At 66.1% G+C, this 20,833-nt stretch carries 22 protein-coding genes; 16 read left to right on the plus strand and 6 right to left on the minus strand.

Annotated features, from left to right (window positions below; all coding sequences use genetic code 11):
* Nucleotides 1-14: 14 nt before the first annotated feature.
* Entirely contained in the window at nt 15-221 is a 207-nt protein-coding gene (locus CHB97_RS14875; protein WP_089288770.1) for a hypothetical protein, read from the minus strand.
* A gap of 165 nt (nt 222-386) precedes the next feature.
* On the opposite strand from CHB97_RS14875, the gene CHB97_RS14880 reads away from it, so the two are divergent.
* Nucleotides 387-761 (plus strand): hypothetical protein, encoded by a 375-nt coding sequence (locus tag CHB97_RS14880; RefSeq protein ID WP_089288771.1) that lies wholly within the window; start codon nt 387-389, stop codon nt 759-761.
* A gap of 7 nt (nt 762-768) precedes the next feature.
* Here CHB97_RS14880 and CHB97_RS14885 read toward each other — a convergent pair whose 3' ends face one another.
* On the minus strand, nt 769-1,695 hold the full coding sequence (locus CHB97_RS14885; RefSeq protein ID WP_089288772.1) for a methyltransferase domain-containing protein: 927 nt from the start codon (nt 1,693-1,695) through the stop codon (nt 769-771).
* A gap of 88 nt (nt 1,696-1,783) precedes the next feature.
* Between CHB97_RS14885 and CHB97_RS14890 the strand changes: the two genes are divergently transcribed.
* The 8 genes from CHB97_RS14890 (at nt 1,784) to ccmI (ending at nt 8,896) form a co-directional block, all read left to right on the plus strand.
* The gene (locus tag CHB97_RS14890; protein ID WP_143270938.1) at nt 1,784-2,575 is read left to right on the plus strand and encodes a ComF family protein; all 792 of its coding nucleotides are present in this window, start codon (nt 1,784-1,786) and stop codon (nt 2,573-2,575) included.
* A 90-nt stretch (nt 2,576-2,665) separates the two neighbouring features.
* Nucleotides 2,666-3,391, plus strand: coding sequence for a heme ABC transporter permease (locus CHB97_RS14895; protein ID WP_089288773.1), 726 nt, complete (start codon nt 2,666-2,668; stop codon nt 3,389-3,391).
* Between the two features lie 13 nt (nt 3,392-3,404).
* Nucleotides 3,405-3,707 carry a heme exporter protein CcmD gene (ccmD, locus tag CHB97_RS14900; RefSeq protein WP_244559553.1) on the plus strand — a complete coding sequence of 101 codons (303 nt, stop codon included), beginning with the start codon at nt 3,405-3,407 and terminating at the stop codon, nt 3,705-3,707.
* A gap of 2 nt (nt 3,708-3,709) precedes the next feature.
* Nucleotides 3,710-4,183, plus strand: coding sequence for a cytochrome c maturation protein CcmE (ccmE, locus tag CHB97_RS14905; protein ID WP_089288866.1), 474 nt, complete (start codon nt 3,710-3,712; stop codon nt 4,181-4,183).
* A 107-nt stretch (nt 4,184-4,290) separates the two neighbouring features.
* A complete protein-coding gene (locus tag CHB97_RS14910) occupies nt 4,291-6,279 on the plus strand; it encodes a heme lyase CcmF/NrfE family subunit (protein ID WP_089288775.1) in 1,989 nt (662 codons plus the stop codon).
* Nucleotides 6,280-6,294: 15 nt separating this feature from the next.
* A complete protein-coding gene (locus CHB97_RS14915) occupies nt 6,295-6,837 on the plus strand; it encodes a DsbE family thiol:disulfide interchange protein (protein ID WP_089288776.1) in 543 nt (180 codons plus the stop codon).
* A gap of 152 nt (nt 6,838-6,989) precedes the next feature.
* A complete protein-coding gene (locus tag CHB97_RS14920; protein WP_256387127.1) occupies nt 6,990-7,469 on the plus strand; it encodes a cytochrome c-type biogenesis protein in 480 nt (159 codons plus the stop codon).
* Entirely contained in the window at nt 7,466-8,896 is a 1,431-nt protein-coding gene (ccmI, locus tag CHB97_RS14925) for a c-type cytochrome biogenesis protein CcmI (protein ID WP_089288778.1), read from the plus strand. Before CHB97_RS14920 ends, ccmI begins: the two co-directional genes overlap by 4 nt.
* 4 nt (nt 8,897-8,900) lie before the next feature.
* Here the strand turns inward: ccmI and CHB97_RS14930 are convergent, their stop codons facing one another.
* A complete protein-coding gene (locus CHB97_RS14930; RefSeq protein ID WP_244559554.1) occupies nt 8,901-9,494 on the minus strand; it encodes a regulatory protein RecX in 594 nt (197 codons plus the stop codon).
* A gap of 146 nt (nt 9,495-9,640) precedes the next feature.
* On the opposite strand from CHB97_RS14930, the gene CHB97_RS14935 reads away from it, so the two are divergent.
* The 6 genes from CHB97_RS14935 (at nt 9,641) to CHB97_RS26425 (ending at nt 14,023) form a co-directional block, all read left to right on the plus strand.
* Complete coding sequence (locus CHB97_RS14935) at nt 9,641-10,444, plus strand: ABC transporter permease (RefSeq protein WP_089288779.1); 804 nt, start codon at nt 9,641-9,643, stop codon at nt 10,442-10,444.
* A gap of 40 nt (nt 10,445-10,484) precedes the next feature.
* Nucleotides 10,485-11,318 carry an ABC transporter permease gene (locus CHB97_RS14940; RefSeq protein ID WP_089288780.1) on the plus strand — a complete coding sequence of 278 codons (834 nt, stop codon included), beginning with the start codon at nt 10,485-10,487 and terminating at the stop codon, nt 11,316-11,318.
* A 139-nt stretch (nt 11,319-11,457) separates the two neighbouring features.
* The gene (locus CHB97_RS14945; protein WP_089288781.1) at nt 11,458-12,720 is read left to right on the plus strand and encodes a DUF2807 domain-containing protein; all 1,263 of its coding nucleotides are present in this window, start codon (nt 11,458-11,460) and stop codon (nt 12,718-12,720) included.
* Between the two features lie 12 nt (nt 12,721-12,732).
* The gene (locus tag CHB97_RS14950) at nt 12,733-12,960 is read left to right on the plus strand and encodes a hypothetical protein (RefSeq protein WP_089288782.1); all 228 of its coding nucleotides are present in this window, start codon (nt 12,733-12,735) and stop codon (nt 12,958-12,960) included.
* A gap of 204 nt (nt 12,961-13,164) precedes the next feature.
* Nucleotides 13,165-13,650, plus strand: a complete 486-nt coding sequence (locus tag CHB97_RS14955) for a hypothetical protein (protein WP_143270926.1) — start codon at nt 13,165-13,167, stop codon at nt 13,648-13,650.
* A 40-nt stretch (nt 13,651-13,690) separates the two neighbouring features.
* Complete coding sequence (locus CHB97_RS26425; protein ID WP_089288784.1) at nt 13,691-14,023, plus strand: hypothetical protein; 333 nt, start codon at nt 13,691-13,693, stop codon at nt 14,021-14,023.
* A 70-nt stretch (nt 14,024-14,093) separates the two neighbouring features.
* Here CHB97_RS26425 and CHB97_RS14965 read toward each other — a convergent pair whose 3' ends face one another.
* Both CHB97_RS14965 and CHB97_RS14970 read right to left on the minus strand, forming a co-directional pair.
* A complete protein-coding gene (locus CHB97_RS14965) occupies nt 14,094-16,496 on the minus strand; it encodes a penicillin acylase family protein (protein WP_160105886.1) in 2,403 nt (800 codons plus the stop codon).
* Between the two features lie 87 nt (nt 16,497-16,583).
* Nucleotides 16,584-18,929 (minus strand): mechanosensitive ion channel domain-containing protein, encoded by a 2,346-nt coding sequence (locus CHB97_RS14970; RefSeq protein WP_089288786.1) that lies wholly within the window; start codon nt 18,927-18,929, stop codon nt 16,584-16,586.
* A 284-nt stretch (nt 18,930-19,213) separates the two neighbouring features.
* On the opposite strand from CHB97_RS14970, the gene CHB97_RS14975 reads away from it, so the two are divergent.
* The gene (locus tag CHB97_RS14975) at nt 19,214-19,876 is read left to right on the plus strand and encodes a sulfite oxidase-like oxidoreductase (protein ID WP_089288787.1); all 663 of its coding nucleotides are present in this window, start codon (nt 19,214-19,216) and stop codon (nt 19,874-19,876) included.
* Between the two features lie 47 nt (nt 19,877-19,923).
* On the opposite strand, the gene CHB97_RS14980 is transcribed toward CHB97_RS14975, so the two are convergent.
* Nucleotides 19,924-20,733 (minus strand): ABC transporter substrate-binding protein, encoded by an 810-nt coding sequence (locus CHB97_RS14980; RefSeq protein WP_089288788.1) that lies wholly within the window; start codon nt 20,731-20,733, stop codon nt 19,924-19,926.
* Nucleotides 20,734-20,833 lie beyond the last annotated feature (100 nt).

Below are 20,833 nucleotides of genomic sequence, written 5' to 3' on the forward strand. Positions count from 1 at the left end.
TTCCCCCCTCTTTTTCAGCCCAGCATCACCCGCAGGGCCTGGCGTGACAGATCCTTCAGGGCATCGCGCATCCGCTGAATCTCGTTCGCGGCGGCCTCATAATCCGCGATCAGGCCGCCCACCAGGGTCGTCGGATCATCGGCATCATCCGGATAGCGGTCGCGTGCCCGGGTGGCGCGGCGCCGCAAACGATCCACAATATCCTCATCCGCGCTGTCCATTGGACTGTAAACCCCGTTAAACGTCATTCTGTCATGTCTTTAAGCATGGGGGCGAACAACAACAAAGCGATTTCCAGGGGATCAAGGCAGGCCATCGGACTGTTCATAAGGGGGGCATGGCCGGTTCGGGATTGCCGGGAATCAAATGCGCAAGGAGTGAGAAGCGTGAAACTGATCCATGGATGGAAGCTGCTCGGCCTTGGCCTCTGCTTCGGCTTGCCCTCTGCGGTGGCGGCGGCCGCGACGGAACCCGCTGGCTGTATCTTCGACGCGCCGCAGGGCAAGAGCTGCAGCTACACCGCCGAACGAGAGGGCGTGCATCAGATCCGCGTCACCCTGGCCGCACCGGGCACGGTGACGATTGCGGGCCAGCCCTGCGGCGGGAAGACGCAACCGGCCGCAGCCGGCCCAGGCTTCCAGGCCATCTGCTATGCCTATTTCAATAACGGCGCCGGCTATCGGATTGCGGCGACCAGTTCGCCGATCGTCAGCATCAGTCCGGCGGAACCGCCAAAGGGCGAGGTGGTGCTGATCCCCTGAGGGGCGATCAATGCGGCTTGGCGGGTGGCTGACCCTGACCGATCTCGCTCAACACCTCGGCCAGCCGGTGGCTGGCGCTGCCACGCTTAGCCGGCTGCTGCTGCACGCTGGCATCGGGTGACCAGCCGGCCAGGAAGATCACCTGGAAGGTGGCGGGTACGCTGCCATCCTCGTCGGCGAACAGCTCCACATAACGTTCCATGGTGCGGGCCAGCAGGGCGCTGGGCATGGGGCGGCGCAGGCGGGACAGGCCGGCATTGGTTTCCCCCATGCCGCGCAGGTCCGACAACAGGCGGAACGGGTTGGCATAGGAGACGGTCAGCGTATCCATATCCGCCACCGGCAGGGCAAAGCCGGCCCGCTGCAGCAGGCCGGCGGCATCGCGCAAGCCCGCCATCGGGCTGATGCGCGGGCTGACCCCGCCTAGAACCTCGCTTTCCGCCTCCATCAAGGCGCGACGCAGTTCAAACAGGGTGTCGCCGCCGAACATGGCGGCCAGGAACAGCCCATCGGGGCGCAGGGCCTGGCGCACCTGGATCAGGCTGCCCGGCAGGTCATTCACCCAATGCAGCGACAGGTTGGACACCACCATGTCAAAGCTGCCAGGGGCGAAGGGCAACAGTTCCTCATCCGCCGCCAGCACAGCCGTGCCATTGGCGGCACCGGCCACGCCGGCCATGCGGGGGGAGATGTCAGCCTGGATGATCTGCTGGATGCCGGACAGCCCCTGCAGCAGCCCCGCCATTTCCCCGCCATGGCATCCCAGATCCAGCACGCGCGGGAAGCTGCGGCGGATCAGTTCCAGCCGTTCGGCCAGGCGGCTGCCCACCTCCCGCAACAGGAAATCATGGTCGGCGATGGTCGCCGCCGCGCGGTCGCGGTGACGGCGGACCAGCTGGCGGTCGAAGACCTGCATCGTGTCGGCGTCGCTCATGCCCCTTGCCATATCCCGATGCGGCGTCCTTGGCAACCGGGCGAATGGGCGTCTGGCGATGTATCGCACCCGATGCTACCATGACGGGATGAACCAGATTGTCGAAACGCTTCAGGGTTGGCGGGGGCCGCTGCAGGCTTTTCTGCGGTCGGCCCTGGATTTGCTGTTGCCGCCGCGCTGTCTGGGCTGTGGGGACAGGGTGGGCACGCCCGGCACCTTGTGCCCCACCTGCTGGACGGCGATGCATTTCATCGATGCGCCCTTTTGCGCCTGCTGCGGCCTGCCGTTTGATTATGATGCCGGGGTCTCGGCGCTTTGCGGGGCCTGCATCGCCAACCCGCCGCAATTCGGCCGGGCCCGTGCCGTGCTCTCCTATGATGATGCCAGCCGGCCCCTGATTCTGGGCTTCAAGCATGGCGACCGCACCGATGCCGCCCCCGGCTTTGCCCGCTGGATGGCGCGGTCAGGCGCGGCCCTGCTGGCGGAGTGCGATGTGATTGCCGCCGTGCCGCTGCATCGCTGGCGGCTGCTGCGCCGGCGCTATAACCAGTCGGCCTTGCTGGCGCTGCATCTGGGCAGGCTGACGGGCAAGCCGGTGGTGCCCGATCTGCTGATCCGCCGCCGCGCCACGCCCAGCCAGGGCGGGCTGACGGCCAAGGGCCGGGCGCGCAATGTCGCAGGGGCCTTCGCCGCCCACCCGCGCCACCGCGACCGGATCCAGGGCGCGCGGGTGCTGCTGGTGGATGATGTGCTGACCACCGGGGCCACGGTGGGCGAATGTGCCCGCGTGCTGCGCCGGGCGGGGGCTGTGGGTGTCGATGTGCTGACCCTGGCGCGGGTGCCGAAACCTGTGCGGCTGGACCCCATTGAAGACACGTGATGTGCTGCCCAAATTGTCCTGGATCAAATCAACGCAGGGCATTTGTGGGCCAGTGTGAAAACACCATCGCCCATGCTACATAGGGCCATCATGCATCGCTTCGCCAATCCTGCCCGCTTCCTGCGTCTGGCCACCATCATTCTGCCCTGGGCGGCCCTGCTGTCCGTGGGGCTGTTCATTGCCGGCCTCTGGCTGGCCTTGTTCAACAGCCCCGGCGATTATCAGCAGGGGGACACGGTGCGCATCATGTATGTGCATGTGCCCGCCGCCTGGATGAGCATGTTCACCTATTCCAGCATGGCCGTGGCGGCCGCCTGTGCCCTGGTCTGGCGCCACCCGCTGGCGGAGGTCTATGCCCGCGCCGCCGCGCCCATCGGGGCCGGCTTCACCCTGCTCTGTCTGGTGACCGGCAGCCTGTGGGGGGAGCCGATGTGGGGCACCTGGTGGGTGTGGGATGCGCGGCTGACCAGCGTGTTGATCCTGTTCTTCCTTTATCTGGGCTTCATGGCCCTGGTGAATGCCTTTGATGATCCCGTGCGCGCCAACCGGGCCGGCAGCATTCTGCTGCTGGTCGGGGCGGTGAATGTGCCGATCATCAAATTTTCCGTGGATTGGTGGAATACCCTGCACCAGCCGGCCAGCGTGTTCCGCATGGGCGGCCCCACCATCCACCCGGACATGCTGTGGCCGCTGCTGCTGATGGCGCTGGCCTTCCAGACTTATTTCGTGGCTGTGGTCATCCTGCGGATGCGGGCGGAACTGGCCGATGCCAAGATACAGACGTTGCGCATGGCCCGCGCATCGGCCCAGGGGTGAGTGACGGCGGACCATGTCTGAGACGATGAAAGAGTTTCTGGCGATGGGGGGCTATGCCCCCTATGTATGGGGCAGCTATGGGCTGGCCCTGGTGCTGCTGCTGGTGCTGCTGGTGGCCAGTGTGGCCGGCCTCCGGTCGCGTGAGCGCACCCTGGCCGCACTGGAGGCGGCGAACCCGCGCCGTCGCCGTCGCAAGGCGGATGCGGCGGCGGGTGGTGATGGTGGGGAAGGGGCTGCCATGCTGCCCATGACCGGTGGTCGCAGCAAGGGCGGCCAGAATGATGGTACCGACGCTGATGCTGGTGGAGGCGAATGATGATGACGCGCAAGAAGCGCCGGCTTTACCTGCTGGGCATCGCCATGCTGGGCCTGGGCACCGCCACCGCGCTGACCCTGTCGGCGTTTGAGGAGAATGTGGCCTATTTCTTCTCGCCGTCGGACCTGCAGGCCAAGCCGCCGGGCGACCGGCTGATCCGCGTTGGCGGGCTGGTGGAGGCGGGTTCCGTTTCCAAGCAAGGCGATGGCATCACCACGGATTTCGTCATTGCCGACCATGCCGCCACCGTGCGCGTCACCTTCAGCGGCGCCCTGCCGGACCTGTTCCGCGAAGGCCAGGGCGTGCTGGCTGAAGGGCGGATGCGTCCCGATGGCGTGTTCCAGGCCCGCGAAATCCTGGCCAAGCATGATGAAAATTACATGCCCAAGGAAGTGGCCGACGCCTTGAAGAAATCCGGCCAGTTCCGGCCGGAATCGCCGGGCAGCAAGCCTGCCGCCGGCAATGGTGGCGTGTGAGGGGATGTCGCCAATGGCGGCATTTCTGTTCTGACTTTTCCATCGACGGGTCGGTCTGATGACAGGCCGGCCCCGGTCAAAGCCCTTTCCAGAGAGAGAAGCGTCCCATGATCCCCGAGATTGGTCATTATGCGCTGGTGCTGGCGCTGTTGCTGGCCATCATTCAGGGGACGCTGCCCTTTGCGGGGGCGGCCCGGCGCAATGCCGCCTGGATGGAGGCGGGGCGCATGGCCGCCTATGGCCAGTTGGGCCTGATCACGCTCGCCTTCCTGGCCCTGATGTGGGCCTATGTCGTCTCCGATTTCTCGGTGCTGAATGTGGTGGAGAACAGCCACAGCCAGAAACCGATGCTCTATAAGGTGGCCGGCGTCTGGGGCAATCATGAAGGCTCCATGCTGCTGTGGATCTTCATGCTGTCGCTGTTCGGTGCGGCGGTGGCCGCCTTCGGGCGCAATATCCCGCCGACGCTGAAGGCGCGTGTACTGGGCGTGCAGGGTTTGATCGGGGTGGGGTTCCTGCTGTTCATCCTGGCCACCAGCAACCCGTTCATCCGCATCCTGCCGGCCCCGCCGGATGGCAATGATCTGAACCCGCTGCTGCAGGATCCGGGTCTGGCCTTCCATCCGCCCTTCCTCTATCTGGGTTATGTCGGCTTCTCCGTCGCGTTCAGCTTCGCCGTGGGGGCCTTGATCGAAGGCCGGGTTGATCCCGCCTGGGGCCGCTGGGTGCGGCCCTGGACGCTGGTGGCCTGGTCGTCGCTGACGCTGGGCATCGCCATGGGTTCCTGGTGGGCCTATTACGAGTTGGGCTGGGGCGGCTGGTGGTTCTGGGACCCGGTGGAAAACGCCTCCCTGATGCCGTGGCTGGCCGGTACGGCGCTGCTGCATTCCGCCATCGTGGTGGAAAAGCGCGACTCGCTGAAAACCTGGACCATCCTGCTGGCGGTTCTCACCTTCTCGCTCTCCCTGATGGGCACCTTCCTGGTGCGCTCGGGCGTGCTGACCTCCGTTCATGCTTTCGCGGTCGATCCGCGTCGCGGCGTCGCCATCCTGGCCCTGCTGGGGCTGGCCACCGGCGGTGGGTTGCTGCTGTTCGCGCTGCGGGCGCACGCGCTGAAGGTGGGCGGCCTGTTCGCCCCGATCAGCCGGGAAGGGGCCTTGGTGCTGAACAATCTGCTGCTGTCGGTTTCCACCGCCGTGGTGTTGATCGGCACGCTGATGCCGCTGGTGCTGGATGTGTTCGGGCATAAGATTTCCGTCGGTGCCCCCTATTTCAACGCCATTATCCCGTTCCTGGCCGTGCCGCTGGTGCTGGCCATGGCGGTGGGGCCGTTCCTGCCCTGGAAGCGGGCCGATCTGGCCGGCATCATGGGCCGGCTCTGGGTGGCGGGGATTGTCACCGTGGCGGCGGTGATGGTGGCCCTGTGGGCGCATGGGGTGAAGCCGGTCATGGCCCTGGTGGGCATCGGGTTGGCCGCCTGGGCCTTTGCCGGGGCGCTGTGGGAGATTGCCGACCGGGTGAAGCTGTTCCGCATCCCGCTTTCCGACAGCCTGTCGCGTGCCGGCGGCCTGCCGCGCGGGGCCTGGGGCACGTCGGTGGCCCATGCCGGGATGGGCATTGCCATTGCCGGCATGGTCGGCACCTCCTTCTGGCTGACGGAGGATGTGCGGGTGATGGCGCTGGGCGACAAGGCCACGGTCGCCGGGTACGAACTGACGCTGGATAAGGTGGCACCGGCCAAGGGCCCGAACTACACCACCGAAATGGGTTTCTTCACCGTGCGGGTGGATGGCCGCGTGATCGCCACCCTGACGCCGGAACGCCGCTGGTACCCGGTGGCGCGGATGCAGACGACGGAAGCCGCCATCCACACCACCTTGGTGTCTGATCTCTATGCCGTGCTGGGCGAACCCAGCCCGGATGGCAAGGGCTGGGTGGTGCGCCTCTATCACCATCCGCTGGTGCCGTGGATCTGGCTGGGGTCGGTGGTGATGGTGCTGGGCGGGCTGCTGTCCTTGTCCGACCGGCGCTTGCGCGTCGGCGTGCCGCAGCGCCGCGCCAACCCGGTTCCGCCCACCATGCAACCCGCCGAATAAGGGTCTGGCCGCACCATGTCGCCTGTTACCAAGCATCGTCTGCTGCTGCTGCTGCCCTTCACCATCTTCCTGGTGCTGCTGGCCTATTTCGCCATCGGCCTGACGCATGACCCGTCCAAGCTGCCTTCCACCATGATCGACAAGCCGGTGCCGGTGTTCGATCTGGCTGGCATCGATGGCGGGCCGGGGCTGGCCAGCACCGACCTGACGGGCAAGGTGCAACTGGTCAATGTCTTTGCCAGTTGGTGCGCCCCCTGCCGGGTGGAACATCCGCTGCTGGTGCGGCTGGCGCGGGAAGAAGGGATTGTCATCCGTGGCCTGAACTACAAGGACAAGCCCGAGGCGGCGCAAGCCTTCCTCAACATGCTGGGCAACCCCTATACCAGCGTTGGCGCTGATAAGGATGGCCGGGTCGGCATCAATTTCGGCGTCTATGGCGTGCCGGAAACCTATGTGATCGACAAGGCCGGACGCATCCGGTACCGCCATGTCGGCCCGCTGATGCCCCAGGATATGGAAAACGTGATCCTGCCGATGCTGCGGGAGCTGGCGAAATGAAGAAGTGTTTGTTTTCCCTTATCTTTTTCTGTTCCCTCAAGCGCCGGGCGGGCGCATCCGCGCCCTTGGCTTACGCGCCACGTGGCGCGGGCCGCCGGTCGGCGGCCTGCCTCGCTGGGCTCGGCTTTTTCTCTTCCCTCAAGCGCCGTTCACTGGTTGGCATTACGACGCTCGCCCTGCTCTCCGCCCCCGCCTTTGCGGTGATGCCGGATGAAAAGCTGGCCGATCCGGCGATGGAGGCCCGCGCACGGGAGATTTCCAAGGAACTGCGCTGTCTGGTCTGCCAGAATCAGTCCATTGATGACAGCAATGCCGATCTGGCGCGCGACCTGCGGGTGCTGGTGCGTGAACGGCTGGTGGCGGGCGACAGCAATGATCAGGTGCTGGCCTATGTCACCGACCGGTATGGGGATTTCGTGCTGCTGCGCCCGCCGCTGAAAAGCTACACGCTGGTGCTGTGGGCGGGGCCGTTTGCCGTGCTGCTGGTGGCTGGCCTGGGCACCGCCGTCTATCTCCGCCGGCGCCGGCAGGAGGTGGAGGCATCCGCCGGTACCGTGTTGAGTGATGAGGAAGAGGCACGGCTGCAGGCCCTGCTGGATGGGACAGCGGAAAAGCGGGGGCCTGTGGCATGATTGGTTTCTGGATTGTCGCGGCGGCGCTGACGGCGCTGGCGCTGTTGCCGCTTGTGCGCGCCCTGCTGCGCCCCAGCGGCGATGTGGGGGAGGCGGCCAGCTTCGCCCGCGGCGTCTATGCCCAGCAGGTGGCCGAGGTGGAGCGCGATCTGGCGCGCGGCGTGTTGACGCCCGATCAGGCCAAGCTGGCCCGCGCGGAAATCGGTCGCCGCCTGCTGTCCGCGGCGGCGGAGGCGGATAAGCTGGAAGCCGTTGCTACCCAGGCCACCAAGCCCAGCCGCAAGCTGGCGCTGGCCCTGACCCTGGCCATGCCCGTGGTGGCGCTGGGCATCTATCTGCCCACCGGCCATCCCAACATGCCGGCCCAGATTTTCGCCGAACGGCCCAAGGGGCGGGCGGTGCCGGAAAAGGTGCTGGAAGCCGTGGCCAGCCTGGAAAAAACGCTGCAGGAAAATCCCAATGATCAGGCCGGCTGGACCCTGCTGGGCCAGACCTATGCCGCCATGGGCCGGATCGATGATGCCGCCATGGCCTATCGCCGCGCCCTGGGCCTGTCACAGGGCGACCCGGAATTGATGAGTGCTTTGGCCGAAACCCTGACCAGTGCCGCTGACGGCATTGTCGGGGAGGAGGCGCACCGCCTGTTTGATGAGGTGGTGAAGGCCGATCCCAACAATCCGCGCGCGCGTTATTACCTGGGTGTGGCCCGCCAGCAGGCAGGCGACATCAAGGGCGCGCTGGACCGCTGGACAGCCTTGGTGGGCGACAGCCCGGCCGACGCCCCCTGGCTGCCGCTGCTGATGCAGCAGATCCAGCAGGCGGCGGTATCCGTCGGCCTGGACCCGGTGGCGATCACGCCCAAGCCCAAGCCGCCCGCCAACCCCCAGGCCCCGCGCGGGCCGATGCAGGGGGGTGGCGGTGGCGCCGGTGGATCGGCCCCCGCCCTGTCGGCCGAACAGATGCAGGCTATGGCCGGCATGTCGGCGGAGGATCAGCAGGCCACCATCAATTCCATGGTGGATGGGCTGGAAGCCAAGCTGATGGATAATCCCGGCGATGTGGAAGGCTGGCTGCGGCTGGCCCGCGCGCGGGAGGTTCAGGGCAATCTGGATGCCGCCCGCAACGCCCTGCGCGGGGCGGTGAAGGCCGATCCGAAGCGGGTAGAGGCCTGGCTGGACCTGTCCCGCCTGCTGGCCCCGGACACGGCGGATGGTCAGGCCACGCCGGAATTCCTGGCCGCGATGGAAAAGGTGCTGGCGCTGCAGCCGCAGAACCCCCAGGCGCTCTATTATCTGGGCCAGCAGGCGGCCAACCAGGGCGACACGGCCAAGGCACGGGATTATTGGCAGAAACTGGTGAACAGCCTGCCCGCCAACGCCCCCGAACGGCCGGAACTGCAGCGCCGGCTGGACGCGCTGGGCAAGTAAACGCCTACGCGTCCAAAAGCCCTTCCGGATCATCGGCATCGATGACCCGGCGGGCGGTCTCCAGGTCAAATCCCGCCCGCGCCAGGGCGGCGATATCCTTGTCCCGCCGCGCACGGGCGGCATCGGCATCCAGCCCGCGATCAGGGCGGAAGCCGCCCAGCCGGCGGCGGCGGGCATAGGCGATGGCGGCGGCCAGATCGGCCTCACCCGTCTCTGCCCCCTCCAGCTCGCCCATGGCGGCATCGACCTCGGCATCCTCCAGCCCTTTGGCGCGCAGTTTCTGGCGGATGGCGCGGGTGGAGCCGCCGCGGCGCTGCAGCCCCCGCGCCTTCATTTCCGCATAAAGCCCGTCATTCAGCAGGCCGCTGCGCAGATAGCGGGCGATCAGCGCCTCGACCCATTCGGCCCCCTGCGCCGGATCGGTGCCATGCGCCTGGGCCGACGCCGTCACCCGGCGCAGCAGCAGCCGGCGCAGGTTGGCGCTGGAACTGGCGAACCGTTCCAGATAATGCAGGGCCGCCCGATCCAGATATTCCGGCGTCACCCGCTTCACCTTGCGCCCCTGTGCCGCCGGGGCGGCCCTACCTTCATCCATCATTGCCAAACTTTCCCGCGCGCTTTTGTCCACCGGTGTGACGGCCGTAATTGCCCCGCCCCCGGCATGGGGGTAGTGTGGCCACCAATTCAAAGCCTGCGGCCCCCAGGCCGCCCTGGTTCCCCACGCCCAAAAGGCCCTTCCGCGCCATGACGCAGCCGAGCTTTCCCATGCCCCGCCAGATGGGCGCCGTCAACTGGATCGGCCTGTCCACGCTGATCCATAAGGAAATCCGCCGCTTCCTGAAGGTCTGGGTGCAGACCATCGCGGCACCGGTGGTGACCACCCTGCTGTTCTATGCCGTTTTCGCCCTGGCTCTGGGCGGGGTGGTGCGCAGGGTGGGCGATGTGCCCTTCCTGGAATTCCTGGCGCCCGGCCTGATCATGATGGCCATTGCCCAGAATGCCTTTGCCAATTCCTCCTCCTCCGTGCTGGTGGCCAAGGTGCAGGGCAATATCGTCGATGTGCTGATGCCGCCCATCTCTGCCCTGGAACTGACCTTGGCCTATATTATCGGCGGGGTGGTGCGGGGCGCGCTGGTGGGCCTTGTCACCGCCCTGGCCATCTCGCTGTTTGTGCCAGTGGGCTTGGCCCACCCGTTCTATATCCTGTTCCATGGTGTGGCGGCGGCCAGCCTGCTGGCCCTGTTGGGGCTGATCGGCGGCATCTGGGCGGAGAAGTTCGACCATATGGCGGCGGTGACGAATTTCATCGTCACGCCACTGTCTTTTCTGTCGGGTACCTTCTATTCGGTAGACAGCCTGCCGCCGACCTTCCATTTCATCGCCCATCTGAACCCGTTCTTCTATTTCATCGATGGGTTCCGCTATGGCTTCATCGGCCAGACCGACGGTACGTTGGGAACCGGCATTCTGGTGATGCTGGGCATCAATCTGGCCCTGGGCTTCATCGCCTGGCGGATGATTGCCCGTGGTTACAAGCTGAAAGCCTGATCGCCTGACCCCATCCGGTAACCTGACGGAGACGAGCCCCATGTCGCTGGACAGCATTGCCAGCCGGCCGGCTGGTGCCTTCAACGCCGCCATCAACCGCATGGTGCCGGCCTTCCATACCCGCGCCTTCCTGACCCTGCTGGGCAAGGAGATGCGGCGGGTGTGGAAGATGGCGGCGATGATCATCGTCGCCCCGGCGCTGATGGCGGTGATCTATTTCGTCTGTTTCCTGTTCGGGCTGGGGCCGCAGCGCGGCACGCCGGAAGGTGACGCCGTGCTGTCCTTTCTGGTGCCCGGTCTGGTGATGCTGTCCATCCTGATGCGGGCGGCGGAAAATACCGGTTTCTCCCTGCTTTATGCCAAGATCGAAGGCCATGTGCTGGACCAGTTGATGGCCCCGATCGGCGCGCGGGAGGTGGTGCCCGCCTATGCCATCACCGGCATGTCGGCGGGGTTGGTCAGTGGCCTGTTCGTCTGGTTCGGATCGCTGCTGATCTGGCCGCAGCCGGTGGCCCATCCGGGGTTGGCCGTGCTGTTTGCCGCCTTGGCCGGGCTGCTGATGGCGGCCTGCGGGCTGTTGACGGGGCTGGCTTCCACCAAGTGGGACCATATGGCGGCTTACTTCACCTTCCTGTTCACGCCGCTGTCCTTTCTGTCGGGCGTGTTCGCCCCGGTGGCGGGGATGCCGCCCTTCTTCGCCCATCTGGTACAGTCCAACCCGATCTTCTATGCGATGGACGGGTTCCGTTACGCCATGATGGGGACCAGCCATCAGGATCCCGCCCTCTCGGCACTGGTGGTCACGGGCGTGACGGCGTTACTCTATGCCCTGGCTGGGCGGCTTTATGCCATCGGCTGGCATATGAAGAATTGACCCGCTTGTAACAGGCTGGCGCCTGTGTAAACGGGATGCTGAAAATTGTAACGCCGGTGCAAACGCGGCGGACAGGGGCGGCGGCGGGCCGCATAGTCGAAGGGAAGACAGCGAACCGATGACACGCAGGATACGTCCCATGGATGGCTCCCCCTCCACCATTGCCCGCCCGCGCCTGACCCCTGGCATTCCTGCCGGCGGTATTGCCGCCGTGCTTATCGCCCTTGGCATTATCGGCTGGGGCCTGGCCGCCGGCGACAGCCGTAAAGAGGACGGGGGGGAGCACAAAAGCTACAAGATCACCATCAATGATGATGGTCCGGAAGCGCCGGTGCCACCCGCAGCGCCAGCGGCCCCCGCCGCACCCATGCCCCCCATGCCGCATTTCGATCAGCGCGCCGTTGAACGGGCGGTGGAACGGGCGCAGCGGGAAATTGACCGCAATGCCACCCAGCTGGAAGCCTTGCACGCCGCCCGCCAGGGCTTGGCCGCGGCGCGTGAAAGTATGCGCAGTGCCAGCGGCAATATCCCGGATGCCGTGGACAAGGGGCTGCGGGCCGCCGAAGCCCGCATCGATGCCAAGATCGCCGCCGCCACGGCAGCCACCGCCGGCAGCGCCCAGGATGGGGTCAGCAAGGCCAGCTTCGATGCGCCCCAGGGGATTTCCCTGGTCAATCTGACCGGCGATGTGACGATCACCATCTCCAACCGCAACGACAAGATCAACCTGGAGGTGGAGGACGGCGCCCAGGGTGTGCGCACCAACCTGAAGGATGGTCTGCTGACCATCAGCCAGGGCAATGGCACGCCGGGCAGCATCCACCTGACCCTGCCAGAATCCGCCGCCATCAGCGTGATGGATCATGTCGGTGATATCAGCATCGATGGCCGGACCAACGCGCCGGTGAAGCTGCGGATGCGGCGGGGCGATGTTTCCGCCGACCGGGTCGGCCCCGCCGAAATCACCTTGCTGGAAACCGGATCGGTTTCCATCGACCGGGTGGATGGGCCGCTGAAGGCCGCCATCCAGGGGTCTGGTTCCCTTGCCATCGGCCGGGTCGAAACGCTGGCGCTGGAGGTCAATGGCCATGGCGAAGTGTCGGTGGACCGGGTGAATGATGCCACCAAGATCAGCGTTCCCGGCTATGCCGACGTGAATATCAACCGGGTCAACGGTCCGGTGAAGGTGGATTTCTCCGGTGCTGGCAAGCTGGGGATTACCGAAGGCCGGGCGGAACCGCTGGATGTCAATCTCAGCGGTGCGGGTGAGGTGCGGTTCGATGGGACCGCCGTCAACCCGCGCATCAATGCCAGCGGCTCCGGCTCCGTCCATATCGCCCGCAAGGAAGGCAATACCCAGTTCAACAGCAGTGGCAGCGGCAGCATCCATGTCGGGGAATGAGCCTTCCCCGACATGATTAAAAAGCCGCCACCCCGCCCGCCCCGCTCTTCCAGCCCCGCCACCGAAAACGGTGGCGGGGCTTTTGACGACCGGTTGAAGGCGGCGGAGCTGGAACGGCTGCGCCGGCAGGCGACCGACAGCCGGCTGCGCGAAAAGCTGCAGGAGGCCGCCAAGGCGCGCGGCGATGATCCCTATCAGCTGCTGGCCCAGGCCATCCGCCGGATGCTGCGCGGGGAATAGCGCCGGATTGCCCTGAAAAAAACAGAGCTACCCCCAATTAAGGCAAATCCGCTGCAATCCCGACACGGGAATAGCGCAGCAATTCCCGCAAGCCGCCCGGGAGCGGCCAATCCGCCACCATCTTCCCCTGGCTTTATATAGCTGTCGGGCAACAGAGCGCACCCCGCGCAACGCCGACAGACGAACGAAGTTCGGAGGAATAAAATGCGTAGCTCCATGTTGCTGATGGCTGGTTTGACCGCCGCCCTGCTGGCCGGCACCGCCCAGGCCCAGCTGGTCGGAAATGCCACCGGCGCCGTGGGTGCCGCTTCCCAGGGCCTGACCGCCAGCGCCAGCACCGGCGCACAGGTCACCAGCCCGGTTACGGAAACCGTCGGCAGCGCTGTCAAGAAGACCGAGCACACCGCCCACACGGCGGGTGGCAAGGTGGAGAAGGCCGGCGACAAGGCCGAGCACCAGGGCAAGCACATCGTGGACAAGGCCAAGACCGAGGCCAAGGAAGCGGCTGCCGTGACCGGTGGTGCCGCCGCGAAGACCGAAGCCGCTGTCACGCCCACCCCGGCCGCCCCGGCGGCGACGGTTGGCACCACCGCCAGCACCAGCACCGCCACGCCGGCCGCCAAGGCCGATGTGAAGACGGAGGTGAAGGCGGAAGCCAAGACCGACGCCAAGACTGCGACGCCGAAGTAACCCATCCCCCTTCATTCTGACGATATTCAGGAGAGATCACATGTCCCGTTCCATGATGCTGATCGCCGGTCTGACCGCCGCCCTGTTTGCCGGTGCCGCCCAGGCCCAGACCGCCACCCCCGCTGCCACCCCGGCCAGCCCCAGCACCCCGGTGACCAGCACCGCGACCCCGGCAACCCCGGCGGCCACCACCCCGGCCCCGGCCGCCAAGACCGAGGCAAAGCCCGAAGCCAAGGCTGAAACCGCCGGCAAGGTGGAACACAACACCCATCAGACCGCCGAAAGCGCCAAGCACCACAAGGGCAAGCACAAGACGGATAAGGCCAAGACGGAGGCTGCCAAGCCGGACGCCCCGGCGGCGACGCCCAAGTAACACCATCAAGAAGACGAAACGCCCCGGCGGCCCCTTCCGCCGGGGTTTTTCATGTGGAACAGGCTGCTGATCAATTCTCCGGCCGCAGGGTCAGCGTCCAGCGGGCGGCACCGGGCAGGAAGGGCGTGGGGTTGCCCGCCACCCAATCCTGATGACCCGCCAGATAATAGGGGGAGAGCGGGTTGCCGCTCTGACTGCCCGGCATGTGGAAATAGCCTTCCTTCTCCCGACCGGGCGAGACGCTGAACCGTTCGCTGGCGCCAAACCCCGGCGCTTGCGCGCGGGGCTGCAGCGCGTCGCCCGGCAACGGCACATCTGGCGGATCGGTCAGCCAGGCCAGCGGCGGCAGGATGCGGGCCAGCGGGTGGCCGACACCGGCCTTGTTGCGGGCACCCCATGTATAGGCGTCCACACCGCCGGCCTGATTGATGTTACCGGCAAGGTCGGTCAGCACGGCGGCCAGCAGCGCATCCCAATCGGCATAACCGGGCGGCACCAAGGCAGCGGGGCGCTGTTCCAGCAGGCGGCGCAGGGGGGCTTCCATCTGGCGGGCCATCTCCCGCCGGCCGGGCTTTTCCGTCAGCCCCAGATAGGCACCATAAAGCCGCTGCGCCACGCCCTGCCGGAATTCCCGCACCAGCCGGTACCCCACACTGTCCGGCACGGCCCGCCCGCCCCAGTTTTGCACCGGGCCGACCAGGGCGGCCAGGGCCGGATCGTCCTTATGCCGGCCGAGTGCCGCCAGCATCTGGCCCTGCCAGAAATCCAGCACCCCGCCCCGGTCATCCAATTGGATGGCCAGCATATCCTTGGGCGCGAACTGTTGGCGAGCCAGCAGCGCATCGCGGATTTGCCCCTGCCGGGCCCCCATATCATAGCCGCCATCGCCCAGCAGCGCATAGGCGGCCCCGCCGACGATGCGGGCATTGGCCGTCCAGATCCGTTGATCATCCGGGTTCAGGGTGGTGGGTATCTGATCGGGCGAGACCATGCCGACCCAGCCCCGCCGGCCATCGGCCCAACTGGTGGGCAGCCGCCCATCCTGGCCGAACCGGTGCGGCACAGCGCCGATCACCGTCCAGGCCACGTTGCCGGCGCTGTCCGTCACCACCAGATTCTGCTGCGGCTGGCGGGCGGTATGGGCGATATTGATCGCGTCGGCCACGCTGCGCGCCCGTTCCAGCCCCAGCAAGCCATGCAGGTTGATGGCGTCGGGGTCATGCGCCGTCCAGCGCACGGAAAGCCGCCGCCCCTGCCCATCGCGGCCCACCACCGGGCCCCAGATGCTCTCTTCCACCTCCAGCGTCTGGCAATCGGCCCAGGCGGGACAAATCTGTTCCGTCACCCGGGTAAGGGCGCGGGGACCATCGGGCGTCTGGTACTGATCGGCGGCCCCCTCCACCGGGTCCAGCACCACCAGATCGGCCGTATCGATATAGGAATTGGTATAGCCCCAGGCGATGCGCCCATTGCTGCCGGCCACCACCAGCGGCGTGCCCGGCAGGGTGGCACCGGTGACATCCAGATCCGGCTCCGTACCGCCGGCCATTTTCAGCCGGGCGCGGTACCAGGTGCCGGGCACCGACAGGCCCAGATGCATATCGTTGGCCAGCAGCCCGGCCCCCGTGCCCGTCAAACCGCCGCCCACGGCCCAGCCATTGCTGCCAAAGGCCGATCCGGGGGTCAGCAGCGGGGCCAGCAGGGCGGCCTTGGCCGCCGGGGCCGTGGCCAGCCCCGGCGGCAGGGCGGCTGGCATGGGCGGTTCCGGCAATTGGCTGCCATCCAGCGCGCTGTCCAGGGGGGTGCCGCGCGGGAACAGGAAATCCGTCAGTTCCGGCCCCAGCCGATCCTGTGCGGCGGCCAGCGCGCGGTCCTGCCCAGCGGTGCCGCCATCCTGCAAATCCAGATACATGGCAAAGGCGGCCAGGATGCTGTCTTCGGCCTTCCAGGGCTGGGGGCTGGCCAGCAGCAGCGCATATTCAAAGGGCCGCGCACCCAGTGCGTCCAGTCCGGCATTCACCCCTTCGGCATAGGCTTCCAGCAGGGCGCGTTCATCCGCATCCATGCTGGCGATGATCTGCCCGGCACGGTGGCGGAACCGGTGCAGGCGGCGGGCCTTGTCAATCTCCACCACCGGACCGATCGGGCCCAGCAGCGCGGATAATTCCCCGGCCGAGGCGCGGCGGATCAGATCCATCTGGAAAAACCGTTCCTGCCCATGCAGGAACCCCAGGGCGCGGGCCAGATCGGCGCGGCTGCGCGCCTCCACCAGCGGCACACCCTGGCTGTCGCGGGCGATGGAGACGGGGCCATCCAGGCCGGGGACCGGCCTTGTCCCGTCCAGCGCCGGGCGGGAGGCATAGAGTGTCCAGCCGACACCGCCGGCGGCCAGGGCGACAATGCCGGCAATACCGGCCAGCCCATAACCCAGAACCCGGCCCAATCGCCGGGCCACCCCACGCCTGCCACCCAAGATCGCCCCCTGTTCAGGATCAAGACCGGCGGCAGTGTGGTGGAAAACCGGGCCGGGATGCAAGGCGGGGATGTGGGGCCGGTTGCCTCAGCCCTCCCCCGCCTTTTGTGCCGGGCCGATCAGCGTTGCCCCATCCCCCAGATGCAGTGTGCGCTGCGGAAAGGGAATGGTGATGCCTTCTTCGGCAAAGCGGATGCGCATACGCCGGTTGAATTCGCGCCCCACGCTCCATTGCTGGATCGGCCGTGTCTTCAACCGCGCCTTGATAACAACGGCACTGTCCTGGAATGCATCCACGCCCGCCACATCCAGCGGCGCCAGCATGGCGGCGGCATAGGCGGGCTCGGCGCGCATCTGCTCGGCAATGTCGCGCAGCACGGCGACCACCCGGTCCGTATCCTCCTTATAATCGATGGAGACATTCAGCACATAGAAGCTGAAATCCTTGGTCATGTTGGTGGCGGTGGTGATGGAACTGAACGGGATGGTATGGACCGATCCGTCATAATCGCGCAGGCGGATGGTACGGATGGTGATGGCCTCCACCGACCCGCCCTTGCCGCCGACATTCACCACATCCCCCACCGACAACGTATCCTCGATCAGCATGAACAGGCCGGTGATGACATCCTTCACCAGGGTCTGGGCACCAAAGCCGATGGCCAGACCCACCACCCCGGCACCGGCCAGCAGCGGGGCGATATTGACGCCCAGTTCCGCCAGCACGATCAGCCCCACCATGGTGATCATCAAGATCATCAGGGCGTTGCGGGCCAGCGGCAGCAGGGTGCGCATCCGGGCCGACCGCTGAATGGCGGTGCCGCTGTCATCGGTGGCATTCAGATAGCGGTGGATGGCACCCGCAACCATCTCCCAGGCGATCAGCGCCAGGGTCAGCACCAGGAAGATAGTGACGGCCGATGCGGTGATGCGCTGGCCGAAATTGGTGTCGAACCAGCCCAGCGCATTGGCCCCCCAGGCCTGCAGTAGCAGCACCAGGGTGAAAAACCACAACAACCCTTTCAACAGCCTGTGCAGGACGGGCAGATAGCGGTTGGCACGGTTTTCAAGGCCGGGGAACTGGGCCTGCAGCTCTGGCGAAATGGCGAAGCCGCGCCGCATGGTGCGGTCCAGCCCCTCGGCCAGCAGGCGGGAGCCGATCAGGATGGCGCCGGTCACCAGCGTGGCCCGCAGCACGAATTCAAAACCGCCGGCAATCTCCAGCACCCAGATGAAATAGATGGCCGACAGATAAAGGATGGCCAGGATATGCCAGACATCGGCCAGCCGGCGGCGCACCGCCTTCACGGCCCGGCCGCGATGGACCGTATGGCTGACGACGGCTGCCTCCGCAGGCTGGCCTGCAGAAGGGGCAGCAGGGGCGCCCAGTTCGGCGTCGCTGCCCCCGCTTTCCCCGGCCACCACGGCCTGCAGGGCGGCATCGGCCGGGTCGGTTTCCGGATGGTCCGGATCGGGGCGCAGATGGTCGCCTCGCACCCAGGCCGCCACCGACTGGCGGTTCTGCAGGATCAGGATGATCAGCATCACCGTCACCAGCAGCCCCACCAGCTTCAACCCGGCGGCATAGGGCTTGGCCGGCAGGCCCAGCACCAGGGCCGCCTGGGCGATGAAATAGCCATAAACGCCGATGATGACGATGCGCCGGACCCAGATCAGCAGATAATGCGCCGTCTCGTCACTGACCGGCACCAGCCGCAGATTGGCTGTGCTGGGCGACAGCAGGAACCGGGTGATGACCAGGGTGCCCTGCACGATCAGGCTGGCATTAAGGATGGTGAGCGAGGCCAGCCGCACGGCGCGCGGCGCCTCGCTGGCCGACAGCACGCCGAACCCGGCCAGGGCGAAGGCGGCCATGGGCAGCAGATCGATCAGCAGCCGCACCGTCAGCAGCGGCAGCTTGGTCCACCAATGGATACCGTTGCGGGCCCCCAAGGCGTTGCGCGGGCGGCGCAGCAGCCAGATGGCGATCCAGCGCGCGGCATAGCCGGCACCGATGATGGCCGCCAGATGCAGGGCCAGCCGCAGCCAGTTATCCCGCTTCACCGGATCGGCCACCTGCTGGTTTAGCCAGCGCAGGGCATGGGGCGTGTCGATCACCGCCCGCCCGGCCTCGGCAATCTGCTGGCTCACCTCCTCCACCCGGTCGGACAGGGTGGACAGGAAGCGGCTGCCCAGGCTGCTGGCCGGGGCTTCGGCCCCCTGGCGCTTTTGCTCAACCGCCTGCAGCGCCTTCAACTGGGCCAGCAGCGCATCACGCTTGGCCGGGTCTTCCAGCGTCTGGATCAGGGCATTGACCTGTTTGGCATCCACCGCCGGGTCAGCGGCGGGGGCTTGGCTTTGCGCCGGCGCCGGGCCGGCAACGATGAACAGGCAGAACAGGCTGAGCAACAGCAGGCGAATAAGGCGGGACATGGGAACGGCGTCTCCGGCGGGCGGCAATCATTTGGGCGACACATTAGACAGGCTGTTTCATACTGCCAACCTGCCGTGCGGTGTAGGGCTGGCCATTCGGCCTATACCGATGGCGGCGCATGGGGCATTTGCCCATGGCCCCCCTCGCCCTGGGTGCGGTGCCTCGCTATCTTGTACCAAGGGTCATGTCTCATGACCTTTGTAGGCCACAAGCTGCCAGAAGCAGCGCCCGGCGTTTGAGGGCGCTGTTAAATACCAAGCTATCCAACTGCGGACGTAAAAACATGGCACAGGAAGAGGGACCGGCCGGCGTACCCAACGCCAAGCTGGTGCAGAGCAAGCAGCAATGGGCCGCCGAGGGCCGGCTGATGACCGGCACGGCCGCCCCGCGCAGTGACCGGCTGCCGCCTGGCCAGCGGCTGGTGAAGAACTGGCCGGTGCTGGATCTGGGAATTCAGCCGGAAGTGCCGCTGGAACAATGGGAACTGACCATCGACGGGCTGGTGGAAAATCCGCTGACCTGGGGCTGGACCGATTTCCGCACCCAGCCGCCCTTCACCGATGTATCGGACATCCACTGCGTCACTGCCTGGTCACGCTATGACAATCAGTGGGAAGGCGTGTCGGCCCGGCATATCCTGGCCCTTGTGCGGCCGCTGGCCGAGGCCCGGCATGTGATCTTCCATTCCTATGATGGCTATACCACCAACGTCGCCTTGTCGGTGTTCGACGATGCTGACGTGTTGCTGGCCCATAGCTGGGAAGGCAAGCCGCTGAGCGTGGAACATGGCGGGCCGGTGCGCGCCATCGTGCCGAAATTCTATTTCTGGAAGTCCGCGAAATGGATCAAGCGGATTGAGTTCGTCGCCGACGACCGCCCCGGTTTCTGGGAGGAACGTGGCTATCATAATGAAGGCGATCCCTGGACCGAACAGCGCTATGGCTGATTACCACCCCGCCCCGGCCGGTGTACCCGGTCGGGGCGGGGGGTATCTCAGCGCACCCAGTCACGCATGCCATAGCGGCTCAGCAACTGCGCCAGCTGACCATTTTTGCGCATTTCCGCCAGCTTGGCGTCGATCAGCTCGGCATAGGCCTTGGCATTGGGATCCTTGGGCGAAAAGCCGATGGACACATCGCTGGGTTCCCCCAGTGGCACATAGCTGAACAGGTTGCGATAGCCCTTGGATTCCAGCAGATAATCGATGACGTTGCTGTCTTCGACCATGGCGTCGATCTTGCCTTCGATCAGCATGTTCACCAGATCCTCGGTGACATTGTCACCCGACACCCGCACCATGTTGGGCAGGGACTTGTTGGCATCGATGAAGGCGTTCACCGCTTCGCTGTAGAAATAATCGGTGATGGAACCGAAACGCACGCTTTTCAGCGGGTCCAGGTTCTTATCGCTGAGCCCCGCCAGTTCCTTGCCGCGCCGGATGACCAGGGTCGGCCGGGACAGGCCCAAGGGGGATTTCGGATAGATCAGTTCCGGCGCCTCGGTCTGAACAGCCCCCAGGGCGCCGGTAACCTCGCCGGTCTTGACCGCCGCCAGTACCTTGGTCCAGGGCATCATGGCGTAACTGACCTTGTGGCCGGCCGGTTCCAAAGCCGCCTTGGCAATTTCCACCAGATAACCGGGTCGCGCACCCGCTTCGCAATTATAGGGGCACCAGGCATCGGCCCGCAGCGCCACATCAGCGGCGGCGGCACCAGCGGTCCCCAAGGCCAGCGCCGCGAGCAGCGGCGCAACACGCCGCAAGGCCAGTTTGCACAAAACGGTAAAAAAACGCGAAATAGCCATCAGAAAAGCCCCCGACCGGAACAAGCACCCGGTGCGGTTAGTTCAAGAGAGCCCTGCTGTCAATCCCGGTATCCTACGCCTTTTGTTTATAAAGGGGACG

The sequence above is a fragment of the Azospirillum sp. RU38E genome (assembly GCF_900188385.1).
Classification (GTDB): domain Bacteria; phylum Pseudomonadota; class Alphaproteobacteria; order Azospirillales; family Azospirillaceae; genus Niveispirillum.

What these genes read in the sequence shown, in the direction of transcription:
- CHB97_RS14875 (WP_089288770.1), bottom strand. Translation starts at nt 221, where the DNA reads ATGGACAGCGCGGATGAGGATATTGTGGATCGTTTGCGGCGCCGCGCC.
- CHB97_RS14885 (WP_089288772.1), bottom strand. Translation starts at nt 1,695, where the DNA reads ATGAGCGACGCCGACACGATGCAGGTCTTCGACCGCCAGCTGGTCCGC.
- CHB97_RS14890 (WP_143270938.1), top strand. Translation starts at nt 1,784, where the DNA reads ATGAACCAGATTGTCGAAACGCTTCAGGGTTGGCGGGGGCCGCTGCAG.
- CHB97_RS14895 (WP_089288773.1), top strand. Translation starts at nt 2,666, where the DNA reads ATGCATCGCTTCGCCAATCCTGCCCGCTTCCTGCGTCTGGCCACCATC.
- ccmD (WP_244559553.1), top strand. Translation starts at nt 3,405, where the DNA reads ATGTCTGAGACGATGAAAGAGTTTCTGGCGATGGGGGGCTATGCCCCC.
- ccmE (WP_089288866.1), top strand. Translation starts at nt 3,710, where the DNA reads ATGACGCGCAAGAAGCGCCGGCTTTACCTGCTGGGCATCGCCATGCTG.
- CHB97_RS14910 (WP_089288775.1), top strand. Translation starts at nt 4,291, where the DNA reads ATGATCCCCGAGATTGGTCATTATGCGCTGGTGCTGGCGCTGTTGCTG.
- CHB97_RS14915 (WP_089288776.1), top strand. Translation starts at nt 6,295, where the DNA reads ATGTCGCCTGTTACCAAGCATCGTCTGCTGCTGCTGCTGCCCTTCACC.
- ccmI (WP_089288778.1), top strand. Translation starts at nt 7,466, where the DNA reads ATGATTGGTTTCTGGATTGTCGCGGCGGCGCTGACGGCGCTGGCGCTG.
- CHB97_RS14930 (WP_244559554.1), bottom strand. Translation starts at nt 9,494, where the DNA reads ATGATGGATGAAGGTAGGGCCGCCCCGGCGGCACAGGGGCGCAAGGTG.
- CHB97_RS14935 (WP_089288779.1), top strand. Translation starts at nt 9,641, where the DNA reads ATGACGCAGCCGAGCTTTCCCATGCCCCGCCAGATGGGCGCCGTCAAC.
- CHB97_RS14940 (WP_089288780.1), top strand. Translation starts at nt 10,485, where the DNA reads ATGTCGCTGGACAGCATTGCCAGCCGGCCGGCTGGTGCCTTCAACGCC.
- CHB97_RS14945 (WP_089288781.1), top strand. Translation starts at nt 11,458, where the DNA reads ATGGATGGCTCCCCCTCCACCATTGCCCGCCCGCGCCTGACCCCTGGC.
- CHB97_RS14950 (WP_089288782.1), top strand. Translation starts at nt 12,733, where the DNA reads ATGATTAAAAAGCCGCCACCCCGCCCGCCCCGCTCTTCCAGCCCCGCC.
- CHB97_RS14955 (WP_143270926.1), top strand. Translation starts at nt 13,165, where the DNA reads ATGCGTAGCTCCATGTTGCTGATGGCTGGTTTGACCGCCGCCCTGCTG.
- CHB97_RS26425 (WP_089288784.1), top strand. Translation starts at nt 13,691, where the DNA reads ATGTCCCGTTCCATGATGCTGATCGCCGGTCTGACCGCCGCCCTGTTT.
- CHB97_RS14970 (WP_089288786.1), bottom strand. Translation starts at nt 18,929, where the DNA reads ATGTCCCGCCTTATTCGCCTGCTGTTGCTCAGCCTGTTCTGCCTGTTC.
- CHB97_RS14975 (WP_089288787.1), top strand. Translation starts at nt 19,214, where the DNA reads ATGGCACAGGAAGAGGGACCGGCCGGCGTACCCAACGCCAAGCTGGTG.
- CHB97_RS14980 (WP_089288788.1), bottom strand. Translation starts at nt 20,733, where the DNA reads ATGGCTATTTCGCGTTTTTTTACCGTTTTGTGCAAACTGGCCTTGCGG.